The sequence below is a fragment of the Tatumella sp. UCD-D_suzukii genome (assembly GCF_000611875.2).
Lineage (GTDB): Bacteria > Pseudomonadota > Gammaproteobacteria > Enterobacterales > Enterobacteriaceae > Tatumella > Tatumella ptyseos.
Genome location: NZ_JFJX01000029.1, coordinates 73,981 through 88,807, shown reverse-complemented (window position 1 = coordinate 88,807; position 14,827 = coordinate 73,981). Strand labels below are relative to the sequence as shown.

Annotated in this window: 14 protein-coding genes; 5 read left to right on the top strand and 9 right to left on the bottom strand. The window is 55.7% G+C overall.

Annotated elements, in window-relative coordinates:
- Positions 1 to 228 precede the first annotated feature (228 nt).
- The 3 genes from adk to CG67_RS06810 all read left to right on the top strand — a co-directional run bounded on the left by adk (position 229) and on the right by CG67_RS06810 (position 3,312).
- On the top strand, positions 229 to 873 hold the full coding sequence (adk, locus tag CG67_RS06820) for an adenylate kinase (RefSeq protein ID WP_025902211.1): 645 nt from the start codon (positions 229 to 231) through the stop codon (positions 871 to 873).
- 112 nt (positions 874 to 985) lie between these two features.
- Entirely contained in the window at positions 986 to 1,945 is a 960-nt protein-coding gene (gene hemH / locus CG67_RS06815; RefSeq protein ID WP_025902210.1) for a ferrochelatase, read from the top strand.
- A 65-nt stretch (positions 1,946 to 2,010) separates the two neighbouring features.
- Positions 2,011 to 3,312: an inosine/guanosine kinase gene (locus tag CG67_RS06810; protein ID WP_025902209.1), complete on the top strand. Its 1,302-nt coding sequence runs from the start codon at positions 2,011 to 2,013 to the stop codon at positions 3,310 to 3,312.
- A gap of 76 nt (positions 3,313 to 3,388) precedes the next feature.
- Here the strand turns inward: CG67_RS06810 and ybaL are convergent, their stop codons facing one another.
- Together ybaL and CG67_RS06800 are read right to left on the bottom strand one after the other, a co-directional pair.
- Positions 3,389 to 5,068, bottom strand: coding sequence for a YbaL family putative K(+) efflux transporter (gene ybaL, locus CG67_RS06805; RefSeq protein ID WP_029990829.1), 1,680 nt, complete (start codon positions 5,066 to 5,068; stop codon positions 3,389 to 3,391).
- Between the two features lie 400 nt (positions 5,069 to 5,468).
- Positions 5,469 to 5,903 carry a PACE efflux transporter gene (locus tag CG67_RS06800; protein WP_025902208.1) on the bottom strand — a complete coding sequence of 145 codons (435 nt, stop codon included), beginning with the start codon at positions 5,901 to 5,903 and terminating at the stop codon, positions 5,469 to 5,471.
- Positions 5,904 to 5,996: 93 nt separating this feature from the next.
- Between CG67_RS06800 and CG67_RS06795 the strand changes: the two genes are divergently transcribed.
- The gene (locus CG67_RS06795) at positions 5,997 to 6,863 is read left to right on the top strand and encodes a LysR family transcriptional regulator (protein WP_025902207.1); all 867 of its coding nucleotides are present in this window, start codon (positions 5,997 to 5,999) and stop codon (positions 6,861 to 6,863) included.
- Here the strand turns inward: CG67_RS06795 and ybaK are convergent.
- From ybaK to CG67_RS06780, 3 genes are all read right to left on the bottom strand, one after another.
- Positions 6,860 to 7,339 carry a Cys-tRNA(Pro)/Cys-tRNA(Cys) deacylase YbaK gene (ybaK, locus tag CG67_RS06790; RefSeq protein ID WP_025902206.1) on the bottom strand — a complete coding sequence of 160 codons (480 nt, stop codon included), beginning with the start codon at positions 7,337 to 7,339 and terminating at the stop codon, positions 6,860 to 6,862. The genes CG67_RS06795 and ybaK overlap by 4 nt on opposite strands.
- Positions 7,340 to 7,400: 61 nt before the next feature.
- Positions 7,401 to 8,204 carry a TraB/GumN family protein gene (locus CG67_RS06785; protein WP_025902205.1) on the bottom strand — a complete coding sequence of 268 codons (804 nt, stop codon included), beginning with the start codon at positions 8,202 to 8,204 and terminating at the stop codon, positions 7,401 to 7,403.
- A gap of 36 nt (positions 8,205 to 8,240) precedes the next feature.
- Positions 8,241 to 10,787, bottom strand: a complete 2,547-nt coding sequence (locus tag CG67_RS06780; protein ID WP_025902204.1) for a copper-translocating P-type ATPase — start codon at positions 10,785 to 10,787, stop codon at positions 8,241 to 8,243.
- A 118-nt stretch (positions 10,788 to 10,905) separates the two neighbouring features.
- Here CG67_RS06780 and cueR point away from each other — a divergent pair, with 118 nt between their 5' ends.
- Positions 10,906 to 11,331 carry a Cu(I)-responsive transcriptional regulator gene (gene cueR, locus CG67_RS06775; protein WP_025902203.1) on the top strand — a complete coding sequence of 142 codons (426 nt, stop codon included), beginning with the start codon at positions 10,906 to 10,908 and terminating at the stop codon, positions 11,329 to 11,331.
- Here cueR and CG67_RS06770 read toward each other — a convergent pair.
- The 4 genes from CG67_RS06770 to purE form a co-directional block, all read right to left on the bottom strand.
- On the bottom strand, positions 11,325 to 12,182 hold the full coding sequence (locus CG67_RS06770) for a co-chaperone YbbN (RefSeq protein ID WP_025902202.1): 858 nt from the start codon (positions 12,180 to 12,182) through the stop codon (positions 11,325 to 11,327). The genes cueR and CG67_RS06770 overlap by 7 nt on opposite strands.
- Before the next feature lie 76 nt (positions 12,183 to 12,258).
- Positions 12,259 to 13,047 carry an SDR family oxidoreductase gene (locus CG67_RS06765; RefSeq protein WP_025902201.1) on the bottom strand — a complete coding sequence of 263 codons (789 nt, stop codon included), beginning with the start codon at positions 13,045 to 13,047 and terminating at the stop codon, positions 12,259 to 12,261.
- Between the two features lie 154 nt (positions 13,048 to 13,201).
- A complete protein-coding gene (purK, locus tag CG67_RS06760) occupies positions 13,202 to 14,266 on the bottom strand; it encodes a 5-(carboxyamino)imidazole ribonucleotide synthase (RefSeq protein WP_025902200.1) in 1,065 nt (354 codons plus the stop codon).
- A complete protein-coding gene (gene purE, locus CG67_RS06755) occupies positions 14,263 to 14,775 on the bottom strand; it encodes a 5-(carboxyamino)imidazole ribonucleotide mutase (RefSeq protein WP_025902199.1) in 513 nt (170 codons plus the stop codon). The genes purK and purE overlap by 4 nt, the downstream gene beginning before the upstream one ends.
- Positions 14,776 to 14,827 lie beyond the last annotated feature (52 nt).

Here is a 14,827-nt window from a genome sequence, read left to right as displayed (position 1 = left end):
TGCGGGCCTTTTTTATCGGTACGCGCCGTCTGCCGGGGCTGTTATTTTAGTGGTGGATCGTCGTTGTTCGTTCCGTAAACTGAATAACCGCTTTCCCGGCCATCTTTCGGTATCTGTCGGGCATTTACAGTGATTAAGCCTGGCCTTTCCTTGTGGAGAGCCGGACATAATGGTATGTTTTTGCACTTCTCAGGACTATTAAACGCGATTCGCAAGAGGTACTACGCAATGCGTATTATTTTGCTCGGTGCTCCGGGCGCAGGTAAAGGAACTCAGGCTCAGTTCATCATGGAGAAATACGGTATTCCGCAAATCTCTACCGGTGATATGTTACGTGCTGCTGTTAAAGCTGGCACTGAGCTGGGTCAACAGGCCAAAGCCATTATGGATGCTGGCAAACTGGTGACAGATGAACTGGTTATTGCACTGGTTAAAGAGCGTATTGCGCAGGACGATTGCAAAGCAGGTTTCCTGCTGGATGGCTTCCCGCGGACGATCCCGCAGGCCGATGCGATGAAAGAAGCCGGCATTGCTGTTGATTATGTGCTGGAATTCGCTGTGCCGGATGAAGTAATTGTCGACCGTATTATCGGCCGTCGTGTACATGCACCTTCAGGCCGGGTATATCATGTCGACTATAATCCGCCGAAGCAGGAAGGACTGGATGATGTGACCGGCGAACCGCTGACGACTCGTAAAGACGACCAGGAAGAAACCGTTCGTAAACGTCTGGTTGAATACCACCAGATGACGGCTCCGCTGATTGCTTATTACAGCAAAGAAGCGGCTGCCGGACAGACCCGTTACCAGAAAATTGACGGTACCCGTCCTGTCAGCGAAGTCAGCCTGCAGCTGGCAACCATTCTGGGGTGATCCCCTGTTACGGACCGGATTTATTCGGTCCGTTCTTTCTCTGCCGCTGTTCCCTTCGCCAATATTCGCTACAATGAGCCTTCCCTGCAAAGCCTGTGAATAAGGAATAATGATGAGGCAAGATAAGCCAGGTGTTCTGCTGGTCAACCTGGGCACGCCTGATGCCCCGACTTCCGCTGCAGTAAAACGCTATCTGAAACAATTTCTGAGTGATAAGCGCGTCGTTGATGTTCCGCGAATTATCTGGTGGCCGGTATTGCGTGGCGCTATTCTGCCATTGCGTTCTCCCCGGGTAGCAAAGCTTTATGCGTCTGTGTGGATGGATGAGGGTTCGCCTCTGCTGGTCTACAGTCAGCGTCAGCGGAATGCGCTGGCGAAGTTAACCGATATGCCGGTCGCTTTAGGGATGTCTTACGGCAATCCGTCATTGCAAAGTGGCGTTGATGAACTGCTGGCGCAGGGGGTCACACGCCTGATCGTGTTACCCTTGTATCCGCAATTCTCATCATCGACGGTATCGGCTGTCTGGGACGGACTGCATGAAATTTTCCGCACCCGGCGGACCTTGCCGGATATTCAGCTGATCCGCGATTATGCAACTCATCCCGCCTATATCGCCGCTCTGAAGGACTCTGTAGAGCGTTCCTTTGCGCAGCATGGAAAGCCGGATGTTCTGCTGCTTTCCTATCACGGGATCCCGCAACGTTTCGCCAATCAGGGTGATGATTATCCGCTCCGCTGTGAACATACGACAGCTTGTCTGCGCGAAGCTCTGGGGATGAACGAAGACGAATTAATCATGACGTTCCAGTCCCGGTTTGGTCGCGAACCCTGGCTGATGCCTTATACGGATGAAACCGTGAAGTCCCTGCCGGAAAAAGGGATCCGTCATATTCAGGTTATGAGCCCCGGCTTCTCTGCCGATTGTCTGGAAACCCTGGAAGAGATCAACGAACAAAACCGGGAATTTTTCCTGCATGCCGGGGGAGAGAAGTTCGAATATATCCCGGCACTGAACGATGATGAGCTACATATCCGCATGATGTCAGAGCTGGTAAATTCCGGGCGATGAAAAACCGGTTAATCGTTGGGAATATGGTAAGATCCACGCTTTATTCCTGCGATTAACTTAAAAATATGAAATTTCCTGGTCAGCGTAAATCTAAACATTACTTCCCGGTCAGTGCCCGTGACCCTCTGTTGCAGGCTGATCCTGCAGAGTTAGTGACGACTTCTCCTGTGGTCGGCATTGACCAGACGATGGTTGATATAGAAGCAAAAGTCGATGATGCTTTTATTGAACGTTATGGCCTCAGTCGCGGGCATTCACTGGTCATCGAGGATGATGTTGCTGAAGCACTGTATCAGGAATTAGTGCAGAAAAAGCTTATCAGTGATCAGTTTGCCGGCGGGACTATCGGTAATACCCTGCATAACTACTCGGTGCTGGCGGATGATCGCTCGGTGCTGTTGGGCGTTATGTGCGGCAATATTACGGTCGGTGATTATGCATACCGCTATCTGTGTAATACCTCAAGCAAAGTTGACCTGAACTGTCTGCAGGGCGTTAACGGCTCGATTGGTCGTTGTTATACCCTGATAGGCGACAACGGCGAACGTACCTTTGCGATAAGCCCGGGCGCCATGAATCAGCTGCATCCGGATAATATTCCGGAAGCTGTCATTGCTGAGGCCTCGGCGCTGGTCCTGACTTCTTACCTGGTGCGTGCGAAAGAGGGGGAACCCATGCCGCAGGCCACCATGAAAGCTATCGAATACGCTAAAAAACATCAGGTTCCGGTGGTACTGACCCTGGGCACCCGTCATGTCATTGCCGAAAACCCGGCATTCTGGCGTGACTTTTTGCATGAGCATATCTCGATTGTTGCCATGAACGAAGATGAAGCCTGTGAACTGACCGGCGAATCGGACCCGCTGCTGGCCGCAGATATGGCATTACAGTGGGTTGATCTGGTGCTTTGCACTGCCGGTCCGGCGGGGCTTTATATGGCTGGCTACAGCGACGAAGACGTATTACGACGTACCAACCTGCCATTGTTACCCGGTGCCATTGCTGAATTTAACCAGTATGAATTTAGTCGCGCCATGCGCTATCAGGATTGTACCCGCCCGGTGAAAGTCTTTTCCCATATTGCCCCCTATATGGGCGGGCCGGAAAAAATCATGAACACCAACGGCGCGGGGGATGGGGCACTGGCCGCGGTATTACATGACATTTCAGCCAATAACTATCATCGGCAGAAAGTCCCGAATTCGGCTAAACATACTCAGTCCTTCCTGACGTATTCCTCACTGGCTCAGGTCTGCAAGTATGCGAACCGTGTCAGCTATCAGGTACTGAATCAGCATTCTCCGCGCCTGAGTCGCGGGTTGCCTGAGCGCGAAGACAGCCTGGAAGAGGCCTACTGGGACAGATAATACAGACTGCGCCCGTGGTGTTATTCTCGGGCGCATGCTCATACTTATCTCCGGGTCACCGTATCGTGGCAGGTGGCTATACCGCCTGCGGCGCTGAACTTTCCGCCGCCAGAATATTTGTCATACTTTTGGCAATTTCCCGCTCGCCCATAATGACCTTATCCGCACCGTGTTCGGTGAGGTAGATGACTTCATCGTCATAGTGAGCGCGGGCAATAATGGCGATATCCTGTCGTTTCTCGCGGGCAGCCGCCGCCACTTCGCCGGACTCATAACCGTTTGGAATGGTTAAAAACAGCCAGCGGGCGCAGTCAAGCCGGGCTATTTCCATGGTGTCCGTACGTGCGGCATTACCGGCGACAGCGGCGAACCCCTGTTCGCGGATCACCTCTACCCTGGGGCGACTGGTTTCGACCACCACGACCGGCACCTGTAGCTGCCGGAGCTTCTGACAAAGCAGGCTTCCGACCCGCCCGTAACCGACGACAATGGCATGGTGACAGATATTCAGTGGCACAGGGGGTTCTTCCGGAGCGATAGTTTCGCCGGAAGGGGGAGTCTCTGCAGATGGCTCTGTCGTGGCCAGATAGCGCTCTGCAAGGCTGAACATGACCGGGTTGACCATAATGGAGAGAATGGCGGCGGCCAGTACCAGATTACGGCCGTCATCGTTCAGCAATCCCAGCGAGCCCCCCAGGCCGGCCAGAATAAAGGCAAACTCACCAATCTGTGCCAGACTGACGGAGATGGTTAACGCCGTGCGTCGTGTATGGCCAAGCCAGGTGACCAGCAGCCAGGCAGCCACTGATTTTCCTGCCAGGACAATGGCCAGTGCACCGAAGACCGCCAGGGGACGTTCAATCAGAATATGCGGGTCAAACAGCATACCGACCGAGACAAAAAACAGCACCGCAAAGGCATCGCGCAGTGGCAGCGTATCATGGGCTGCCCGATGACTGAGTTCTGATTCGTTCAGCACCATCCCGGCAAAGAATGCCCCCAATGCAAATGACACATCAAAAAATTCCACAGCACCAAATGCGATACCGAGAGCCAGTGCAAGCACCGCCAGGGTGAATAACTCCCGCGACCCGGTCGCCGCACTTTTCGCCAGGATCCAGGGGACTACGCGGCGACCAAAGACGACCATAATCACCATAAAGGCGACTACTTTGCCGATGGTGATCAGCAGATCGCGAAACAGCAGACCGACACTGGCATTTCCCTGCTCCATCATCCCGGCAATGGCGGGTAACAGAACCAGAGTCAGGACCATCACCAGGTCTTCCACAATCAGCCAGCCAATGGCGATACGTCCGCGCTGACTGTCTACCAGTTGTCGCTCCTCCAGAGCTCTGAGCAGAACGACTGTACTTGCCGTTGAGAGGCAAAGCCCGAAAACCAGCCCGGTCATCATGCTCCAGCCAAGAATGGCGGAAAGACCGATCCCCAGTAATGTTGCAACGAAAATCTGTGCGATGGCCCCGGGGATAGCGATGGCTTTTACGGTCATCAGGTCTTTCAGGGAGAAATGCAGCCCGACACCAAACATCAGCAGAATAACCCCGAGTTCGGCCAGTTCCGGTGCCAGATTGGTATCTGCCACAAAGCCCGGGGTAAAAGGCCCGACCAGGACACCGGCAAGTAAATAGCCGACCAGCGGGGAGAATCGCAATTTATTCGCCAGCATACCCAGTAAAAAGGCCAGTACCAATGCGCTGACGATAGTGGTGATAAGAGGGGTAGTATGATGCATGGTCTCTCCTTTAAAGCCGGGCGATTGCGTTTTCTGCCAGGGGTGAGAGGAAAAATACGCTATCCGCCGGACGGACAGTCGCGATAAAACAGTTAAAAATCCGTTACTGAGTCATAAAGAAAATGCATAAGGGGAAAAACAGGCGGGATCCTGTCTGTCAGCCTGAATTTACTGAATAAACCCTTAAAGAAATAATAAGTAAAACAGCAGAATGACACAAACAGTGCGGGCGAAAGTTGAGAGACAGACACGGTTTTTTTAGTTTTCCTGACAAAACCCCGTATTTATCGACTCATTATAATCGCTGATATTACGGATCTTCCGCTGGCTGAACAGGATCCTGGTGGCACAGAATGCCGGGACTTCCCTGAAGGCCGCCCGGAGAACATCCCGCAGCCTTTTACCGCGAGGCTGCCGTTGCATCCCGCAGCATCAGAGCCATTAGTTTATCCCAGCCCAGGTTGAAGAGATAAGTGTAGGGCAGGTAGAACAGCAGGAAACCAATATCCAGCAGCAGTGCTTCAGTAAGACTGATAGCTAACATTCCTGCCGTCACAGGGACGGCAAACAGTACAAATCCGCCTTCAAACCCCGCCGCATGTAAGATGCGGATACCCGCGGCGCGGGGAACGCCCGGCGGGAAGAAGTGATCAAAACCCATATTAAAGAGCAGGTTCCAGACCATTGCCAGTAAAGAGAGGGCCACCGCAGTGATACCCATCCCGGTGATCGGCTGGCCCGTGATCCAGGCGGCGCCGGGAATAGTGATCAGTAAAGCAAAAAACTCATAGCCCAGGGTATGTAACAGACGCTCGTAAGCAGAACGGGTACGCATGATCATGACTCCTTATTTTTTCTGATCGCTATTTTCCCAGCCACAGGATGGCAGGTAAAATGACCAGGTATCGTAAAAACCGATAGGTGAGTTATGCGTTATTCCCCGGAGTCACTCGAAGCCTTTGTTCAGACCGATGCCTGCGGTTCATTTTCTGCCGCTGCCCGTTATCTGGGAAAAAGCCAGTCCACCATCAGTGCCGCAGTCGCCCGGCTGGAAGATGATATGGGGTTTCTGTTATTTGACCGGCGCGGAAGGCAGCCGGTACTGACGGAAGAGGGGCGTCGCGCGCTGGCCAGAGTCAAAGAGATCCTGGCCGCCAGCCGTCGTCTGGATGATTTAGCGATAGGTTTATCCCGCGGTACCGAGCCGAGGCTGACACTGGCCGTGTCCGATATCTGGCCCGCTGAGCATCATGAAATCCTGTTACACCGTTTTGAAGAACGGTATCAGGATATCGAATTTGAATGCATGGTCGCGGAAGATGATGACGTGCTCGACCTTCTGCAAACCGGACGGGCCCACCTGGGTGTCGTGCGTGAACAACCCGCCTTGCCGCCGGACCTGGTCGCCCGGCGCCTGCAGGTGCTGGTCAGCATGGGCCTCTATATTCATCACCAGCACCCTTTGGCGGCTAACGTACAGCTCAGTGCGGCACACCTCAAAGCGGTCCGGCAACTGCGGCTGAATACCTGGGTACGGCCTCACGACAATAAAAGTGAAGGGCATTCGTGGTCAGCCTCTTCTTATCTGTTGCTACTGGATATGGCAGAACAGGGATTTGGCTGGACAACCTTACCCTGCTGGCTGGTCAGACAATTCGGACGGGGGGTATTGCACCCTCTGACGTTAGCTGGCTGGCCGCAACAAAGCCGGATGGATGTGATCTGGTCAACCCGCCATCCCCCGGGTCCGGCGGGTTATTGGATGATTGACCAGCTTTGTCAGCAGAAGGATTAGTCGTGGCGCGCGATCTCTGCAAAAGGGGCCGTCAGCAGAGCGGCCAGGTCTGCCGGTGCCAGCGAAATATCCAGCCCGCGTTTTCCCCCGGAGATATACATGTCCGGCAGGGACGCGGCACTGGCATCAATCACCGTCGGCAGACGTTTCTTCTGTCCTAACGGGCTGATCCCGCCGACCAGGTAGCCGGTCACCCGCTGAGCCAGTTGCGGGTCGGCCATCTCTGCTTTTTTAGCGCCCAGCGCTTTAGCGACTTTTTTCAGGTCAAGCTGTGTTGCCACCGGGGTGACCGCCACGGCCAGATGTTTACTGTCGCCATTCAGCGCCACCAGTAACGTTTTAAACACCTGAGCAGCATCCAGCTGAAGTTTGCGTACCACTTCATCGCCAAAATTTGTCTCATTACTGTCGTGATCATACTGATGAATACGAAATTGAGTCTTCTGCTTTTCCAGCAGGTTGATGGCAGGCGTCATAAAGAGATCCTTGTAAACTATCTGATATACATACTATTTCGATCCTCTGACAGGCAGAGGGTCACCGGCCAAACATCGCTGGCAAATTATCGTCACCATAAAGGTGTAATGCCCCCACCGCCATCAGGTAGCGGCCCGGAGGCAACCGGATCAGTTTCTGCTTCCATTCGGCATTACGTTTTTTTATCAGCACATCATTCAGGGAATGACCAAAAGAAGAGGGCAGCAGGCCATGAGGCAGACCTTCACGTGGCGGGCCTTCCACCCACCAGCTGATCATGGTTTGCAGTAACCGGGCATTGGTGTGCCAGTGTTGTAAGGAGTCCGCCAGCAGGTCGATGCCATCATCCGGTAAGCGGATTAACATCCCGAGCTGGGTTCCGGCCCCTTCAAGCTCGATCACGGGCTTATTCAGGTTTTTTGCAGCCTGCAGTAGCTGATAATCAATCCCGTATTCCGGCCGCAGCCCTAACCGCTGTGCCTGCCGGCTCTGTAATATCAGCGCAATCTGCCAGGCCGGCAAGGTCTCCAGCGTTGAGACAGGCAATTCACACTCCGTACAACGTTGTTCAAGCTCTGCATTCAGTGCGGCATCAAACCGTTCCTGCAGTGGCGCCCGGGCCTCGGATTGTGGTGGCAGGGAGGGCGATGACAGAATATCGGCTTCAACAATCAGCGCATCGGCGGCCCGTAACTGCTTTAGCAGAGGCTCAGCCAGCGGGTACATATCCCGCGTACCCATATGGATACTCCCGGTCAGATGGATCCGGCTGTCATTTACCCGAAGGTCAACCGCCGGCCAGGCATAGCTTACCGGATGAAGAAAGCGCCATAGTTTTTCCAGTCGCGGCCAGAGGAGTGTCATTACCTGAAATACCGTGGTTCAGAGAGTCTCTCTATGCTAGTCATTTTCGCGTTCCGGGGGTAGCTTATTCTGCACCGGTAACCGGTAGCGTAATAAGCGGTTAGCATTGGTGACTACCGTGATGGAGGAGAGCGCCATTGCGGCACCGGCAATGACCGGGTTCAGCAAGGTGCCGGTCAGCGGGTAAAGTACTCCGGCCGCGACCGGGATCCCGATACAGTTGTAAATAAACGCGCCCAGCAGATTTTGTTTCATATTGCGCAGGGTGGCCCGGGCGATCAGCAGTCCGTCCGCAACCGCCTGAAGATCATTACGCATTAATGCCAGGGTGGCGGTTTCTATGGCCACATCGCTGCCACCACGGATAGCAATCCCGGTGTCGGCCTGCGCCAGGGCCGGGGCATCGTTGATGCCGTCACCGACCATGGCGACGCGGTGACCTTTTTGCTGTAACGCACGGATGGTTGCGGCCTTTTCATCCGGCAGAACCCCGGCGATCACCTGCGGGATCCCGGCGGCTTTGGCAATCACGCTGGCCGTTTCGGGCTGGTCGCCGGTCAGCATGACCACGTTATAGCCGAGTCGCTGTAGCTGCTGTACCACCCGGGGAGTTTCCGGACGCAGCGGGTCACTGACCGTCATCAGGGCTGCAGGCCGGTTGTCTATTGCCAGCAATACCGGGGTTTCGCCCCGTTCTGCCGCCTGCCTGACGGCATCAGCCGCCACACTCAGGTCTACCTCTGCCTCTGTCAGCAGAGCCATATTACCCAGTAACAGCGACTGTGCCTGATAGCGGGCGGACAGACCTTTGCCCGCAACCGTCCGGACATTACCGATATCGGGCAACACGCTGTCCGGAGCACGGGCCAGGATGGCTGTGGCCAGCGGATGTGATGAGTGCTTTTCCATCGCGGCTGCCAGCGACAGGACTTCATCAGGATCGGCATCGTTAAACAGCGTGATACCGGTCACGGAGGGATGTCCGGTGGTCAGTGTCCCGGTTTTGTCGAACACGACGGTATCCGCGGTGCTCGCCTGTTGCAGCGCATCGGCATCTTTTACCAGCACGCCGGCAACGGCGGCCCGGCCCACACCGGCAATCACCGACATCGGGGTCGCCAGTCCCAGGGCACAGGGGCAGGCAATGATCAGTACAGTGGTGATCACGACCATGCTGTAGGCAAGTTGCGGGGCCGGTCCGGCCAGATACCAGATAACTCCGCTGAGCAGCGCAATGGCAATCACTGCCGGGACAAAGACGGCAGAAATACGATCAGCCAGCTGGCCGATGCGCGGCTTACTGCTTTGAGCATTTCTGACCAGAGAGATAATACGGGCCAGTGCCGTATTCTTCCCGGTCGCCGTTGCCCGGAATATCAGTGTACCGTCACTGACCAGAGTCCCGGCGTGGAGGGTGTCACCGGCCTGTTTCTTCTGTGGCCAGGCTTCGCCGGTCAGCATGGACTCGTCGACACGGCCTTCACCGTCGCTGATCACTCCGTCCACCGGGATCCGATCCCCGGTCCGCAGGCGGATCTGCATACCGGTTTCGATGGCACTGACCGGCAGACGTCTTTCCTCTTTACCGTTCAGTACGGTGGCTTCCGCCGGGGCGAGGGCGATTAATTTTTCCAGTGCCTGTGAGGAGTGCTGGCGTGCGCGCTGTTCCAGCGCATGCCCGAGATTAATCAGCCCGATGATCATGGTGCAGGCTTCAAAATAGAGATGGCGTGCGGCGTCAGGAAAGTGGTCCGGAAACAGCACCACCGCGGCCGAATACAGCCAGGCGACGGCGGTACCCAGCGCGACCAGCGTATCCATGGTCGCGGTCCGGTTACGCAGACTTTTCCATGCACTACGGTAGAAATGTGCGCCGGAGAGGATCATGACCAGCAGGGTGATCACCCCGATACTCAGCCAGAGCGTATGGTTCTCCGCGCTCAGCATCATATGCTGGCCGGTCATCCCCCAAATCATCACAGGGATACCGGTCAGCAGAGCCAGCGCAGCCTGCCAGCTGAAACGGATAAAACTTTGCCGTGACGTTTTCTTCTGCGTTTCACGGCGTTCGTGCTCGTCGGTGATCAGCAGTGCGTTGTACCCGGCGGCGCTGACCGCGGCCAGCAGGGCGTCAGGCTTAGGTTTTCCTGAAACCAGTGCACTGCGATCGGCCAGGTTCACCCGCGCCTGACGGACGCCGGAGACCTGGCTGAGGGCTTTTTCAACCCGGCTGACACAGCTCGCGCAGCTCATACCTTCAATCAGCAGCTGGACGGCCTGACCGTCATCGTTCAGCGGGGAGGCCGGAACGGTATCCGCTGGCAGCCCGTCCGGCGCGGGATCTGTTGCTGTCAGCGGTTCAGACTTTGGGTGGCTTTCACCGGTCTGCTGGCTGGCATGGTAACCGGCCTGTTCAATATCAGCGATCAGGTCTGCTGCCCGGGCGGTACCGGTCACCTGAGCCTGTTCCAGGGTGACTTCGGCAGCCGTCACATCACTGCGCTGTTCCAGCACCTCTTTGACTCGCCGGATGCAGTGACCGCAGGAAAGACCCTCCAGTTTCAGTTGTGTAGTATCAGACATAGTTTTTTCCTTCTATTACAGAACGTGGATCATCACGATATTAAAAGTCTAAACCTTCCGGTAAGGTAAAGGTCAACAGAAAAAGCACTCCCGGCCCTTGTTACTACGGAGAAGCCTGATGAACATCAGTGATATTGCACGTAAAACCGGGTTATCCGGTAAAGCGATACGGTTTTATGAAGAGAAGGGCATTATTACCCCTCCGGAGCGCTCGGCCAACGGCTATCGGCATTATGTCAGTCACCACATTGAAGAACTGACGTTATTGCGTCAGGCGCGGCAGGTCGGGTTCAGTCTGGAAGAGTGTCGCGAGCTGGTGGGTATGTTTAACGACCCGCAGCGTCACAGCGCGGAAATAAAAGCCAGAACGCTCAGAAAGGTACAGGAACTGGACAGGCAGATGGCAGAACTGCAACAGATGCGACAGCGGTTGCTCTCACTGGCAGAAAGCTGCCCCGGGGATGACGGGGCAGCCTGTCCGATTATCGATTCTCTGGCCGGGTGCTGTCATCAGACAGTGAACCCGAAGCCCGTCGATCAGTAAAGCAGGGAATAGAGCTGACGGCGGAATTTACCGGCTAACGCATCCCCGGTACCCAGCGCGGCCAGGATCTCCTGAAATGTTTTACGCAGTTCACCCCCGCCGGCGGCGAGGTCGCTTTTCAGAAAGCTGAACAGCAACTCCAGCGCTTCTTCGTTACGTCCGACCTGATGAAACTGTACGGCCAGTTTTGCGGCAAGAGCCGCATTAGCCGGGTCTGCGTCCAGCTCGCTCTGTAACTGCTGAATTTCCGGGGTATCAGCGGCCTGGCGCAGCAGATCGATTTGGGCGATCAGCCCCTGGTAACGGCTATCCTGATCCTGCAACGGAACGTGCTTCAGAACTTCTTCGGCCTCGTCACTGCGGTTCAGGGTGATCAGCGTTTCGGCCAGCAGGAAGCCCGTCTCACTGGATTGCTGGCTGAGCTGCCATGCGTCTTTCAGTAAAGGCAATGCTTCCAGCGGTTTCTCTTCAGCCAGTAATGCGGTGGCTTGCTGAAGCTTAATTTCATCTTCACGCGGCAGAACTTTTTGCAACAGTGCGCGGATGGCGTCTTCCGGTTGCGGGCCCTGGAAACCATCGACCGGCTGACCGTCCTTAAACAGATAGACGGTAGGGATAGCTCTCAGACCAAACTGTGAAGCGACCATCTGTTGCTCATCACAATCCAGTTTTGCCAGCACAAATTGTCCCTGATATTCGCCGGCCAGTTTTTCCAGCACGGGGGTCAGTTCCTGACAATGCTGGCTGCGGGCAGACCAGAAATAAAACAGCACCGGTACCTGCATTGACTGCTCAAGCACCTGCTGCAGATTAGATTCGTTAACGTCAGTGATCGGGGCTTGCTGTAACATAAGCTGTATTCCTTGGTCTGAAAATGGTTACCGTTATCCACAGGATATGGGGGATCTCTCCCTGAACTTCAACCGGTTATTTCTTTCTGGCGGAGTGATTGCTTAAAATCCGATCCAGTAATACCCCGGGTAACAGACGGCGTGCGACAGACATCACATGGGCGACGACGGTCACCGGATAACGCTGTTTCGGAAAACGACTCTCCAGTGCATGCCGTAATTTCGGCAGTACGGCTTCCGGCGGCAGGGTAAAGCGTGCCGCAATACCGGGATTAGTGACCGGTTTATCGGCGACACCCTGCACGACATTATCGCTGAAACCCGTTGAAATAGGGCCGGGTTCGATCAGACTGACCTGAATACCTTCAGGTTTCAGCTCCATACGCAGTGCATCAGACCAGGCCTCAAGGGCATATTTGCTGGCGGCATAGGCACCCCGGCCGGGGGTGGAGATCAACCCCATCACCGAACTGGTGTTGATAATACGGGCATTCCCGGCCGCTCTCAGGGCGGGTAACAGCAGCATCGTCAGCTGGTGAACCGCAAAGAAGTTGGCGGAAAACTGCTTTTCCATCTGCTGGCGGGACAGGGCAGGTAAGGCGCCATACACACCAAAGCCGGCATTATTGAACAGTCCGTGCAGCCTGCCATTACACAGCCTGATCACCTCACGGGCCGCGTTACTGACACTCTCCTCATCGTCCAGATCCAGCAGAATGCCGCAATATCCCAGTTGCTCCATGCGGCGCACATCGTCCGGTTTTCTGCAGGCGGCAATCACACGATAACCGCGGTTGAGTAAATCGCTGGCGGCAACCGCACCGATGCCGCTTGAGCAGCCGGTAATCAGAATATTTTTTTGCATAACATCACATCAGAAGGGGGAAAGGATGCGCCTCAGCCTCAGGCGCCCGGTCCGGTAAAGTATTACACACAAAACCGGCAGAGTACCAATTGCGGAGCAGACAGGGTGAGGGAAGATATGACCGCAGCGACCGGAGGCCGCCACGGTCAAAGGTTCAGAGTTTTTCGCAAGCCCAGTCGATGGCGGCGGCATATTCGGCCGGTAACCGGCAGGCCAGTGCCCGTAACTCCTGCTGCAGACGGAGAGTATGACTGTCGGTCAGGTTCAGGTGGCCCAGCTTACGGCCCGGACGAACCTCTTTGTCGTACCAGTGCAAATGGACCAGAGGATGTGACAGCCACTGTGTGTCCAGCGCGCAGCCTATCAGGTTAACCATCACCGACGGCGCGAAGACCACCGGTTCGGGCAGAGGCAGGCCGGTGATCGCCCGCAGATGCAACGCGAACTGACTGATCGAGGCACCGTTCTGCGTCCAGTGGCCGCTATTATGAACCCGCGGTGCCAGTTCATTAATTAACAGACCTTCAGGCGTAATAAAGCATTCCATCGCCATCACACCGACATAATCCAGTTCCTGCATAATCGCCGTCAGCATCGCTTCTGCCTGACGTTGCTGTGCGGCATCCGGCTCAGGCAGGGCAACGCTGCACAACAGGATGCCGTTATGGTGCAGGTTATGGGTCAGCGGATAAAAGACCAGGGTGCCATCGTGACCACGGGCACCCACCAGGGAAACCTCACCGGAAAAATCTATTCCCTGCTCCACGATACACTCGCCATAGCACTCTTCCGGCAGCGTCTGACAATCGCTCTCCCGCAGACGCCACTGTCCACGGCCATCATAGCCGCCGGTCCGGCGTTTCACGATGGCCAGGTCGCCAAGGCGTTTAAAGACGTCCGGCCACTGTGCCGCATCGCTCAGCAGTTGCCACGGGGCTGTGGCCAAGCCTAACTGATCGAGCAGTTGTTTCTGGGTCAGGCGATCGGCAAGGCGCGGAAAAATATCCCGGTTCACAAACGCCGGATGACTGGCCAGGGCCTGTGTCAGCGGGGTTTCCGGCCAGCGTTCGATTTCGGCGGTAATGACGCTCTCGCGGATAGGCAGGCTTTCCGGTTCAGCATCAATCCCGACAGGGTAGACGGCGATCCCCAGCGGCTCCCCCGCCTGGCGTAACATCCGTCCCAGTTGTCCGTTACCTAATACGCAAACCGGTTTCATGCCTCTGCCTCCCGCGGGTCCGGATGGTTCAGTACCGCTTCACTTTGCTGCGTCCGCCAGTCGGACAGACGTTGTGCCAGTCCGGCATCGTTGACGGCCAGGATTTGCGCGGCCAGCAGGGCAGCATTAGCGGCACCGGCTTTACCGATAGCCAGCGTCCCGACCGGGATCCCGCGAGGCATCTGCACGATAGAGTACAGGCTGTCGACACCGCTGAGCGCTGCGCTCTGTACCGGTACGCCCAGTACCGGCACCAGGGTTTTGGCAGCCAGCATCCCCGGCAGGTGAGCCGCGCCACCGGCGCCGGCAATAATCACATGAAAGCCCTGGTCCTGTGCATTCTCAGCAAAGCTGAACAGTTTGTCCGGGGTGCGGTGTGCAGACACCACTTCCACGTGGTGAGCAAGGTCCAGTTCGTTAAGAATTTCTGCAGCATACTGCATCGTAGCCCAGTCACTTTTAGAACCCATAATGATGGCGATACGGGCCGGGGCAGTATTCGACGACATGCGGTCAACTCCTGTGAGTAGATAAAAAACCTGAAGGCGGACAGGTAATACA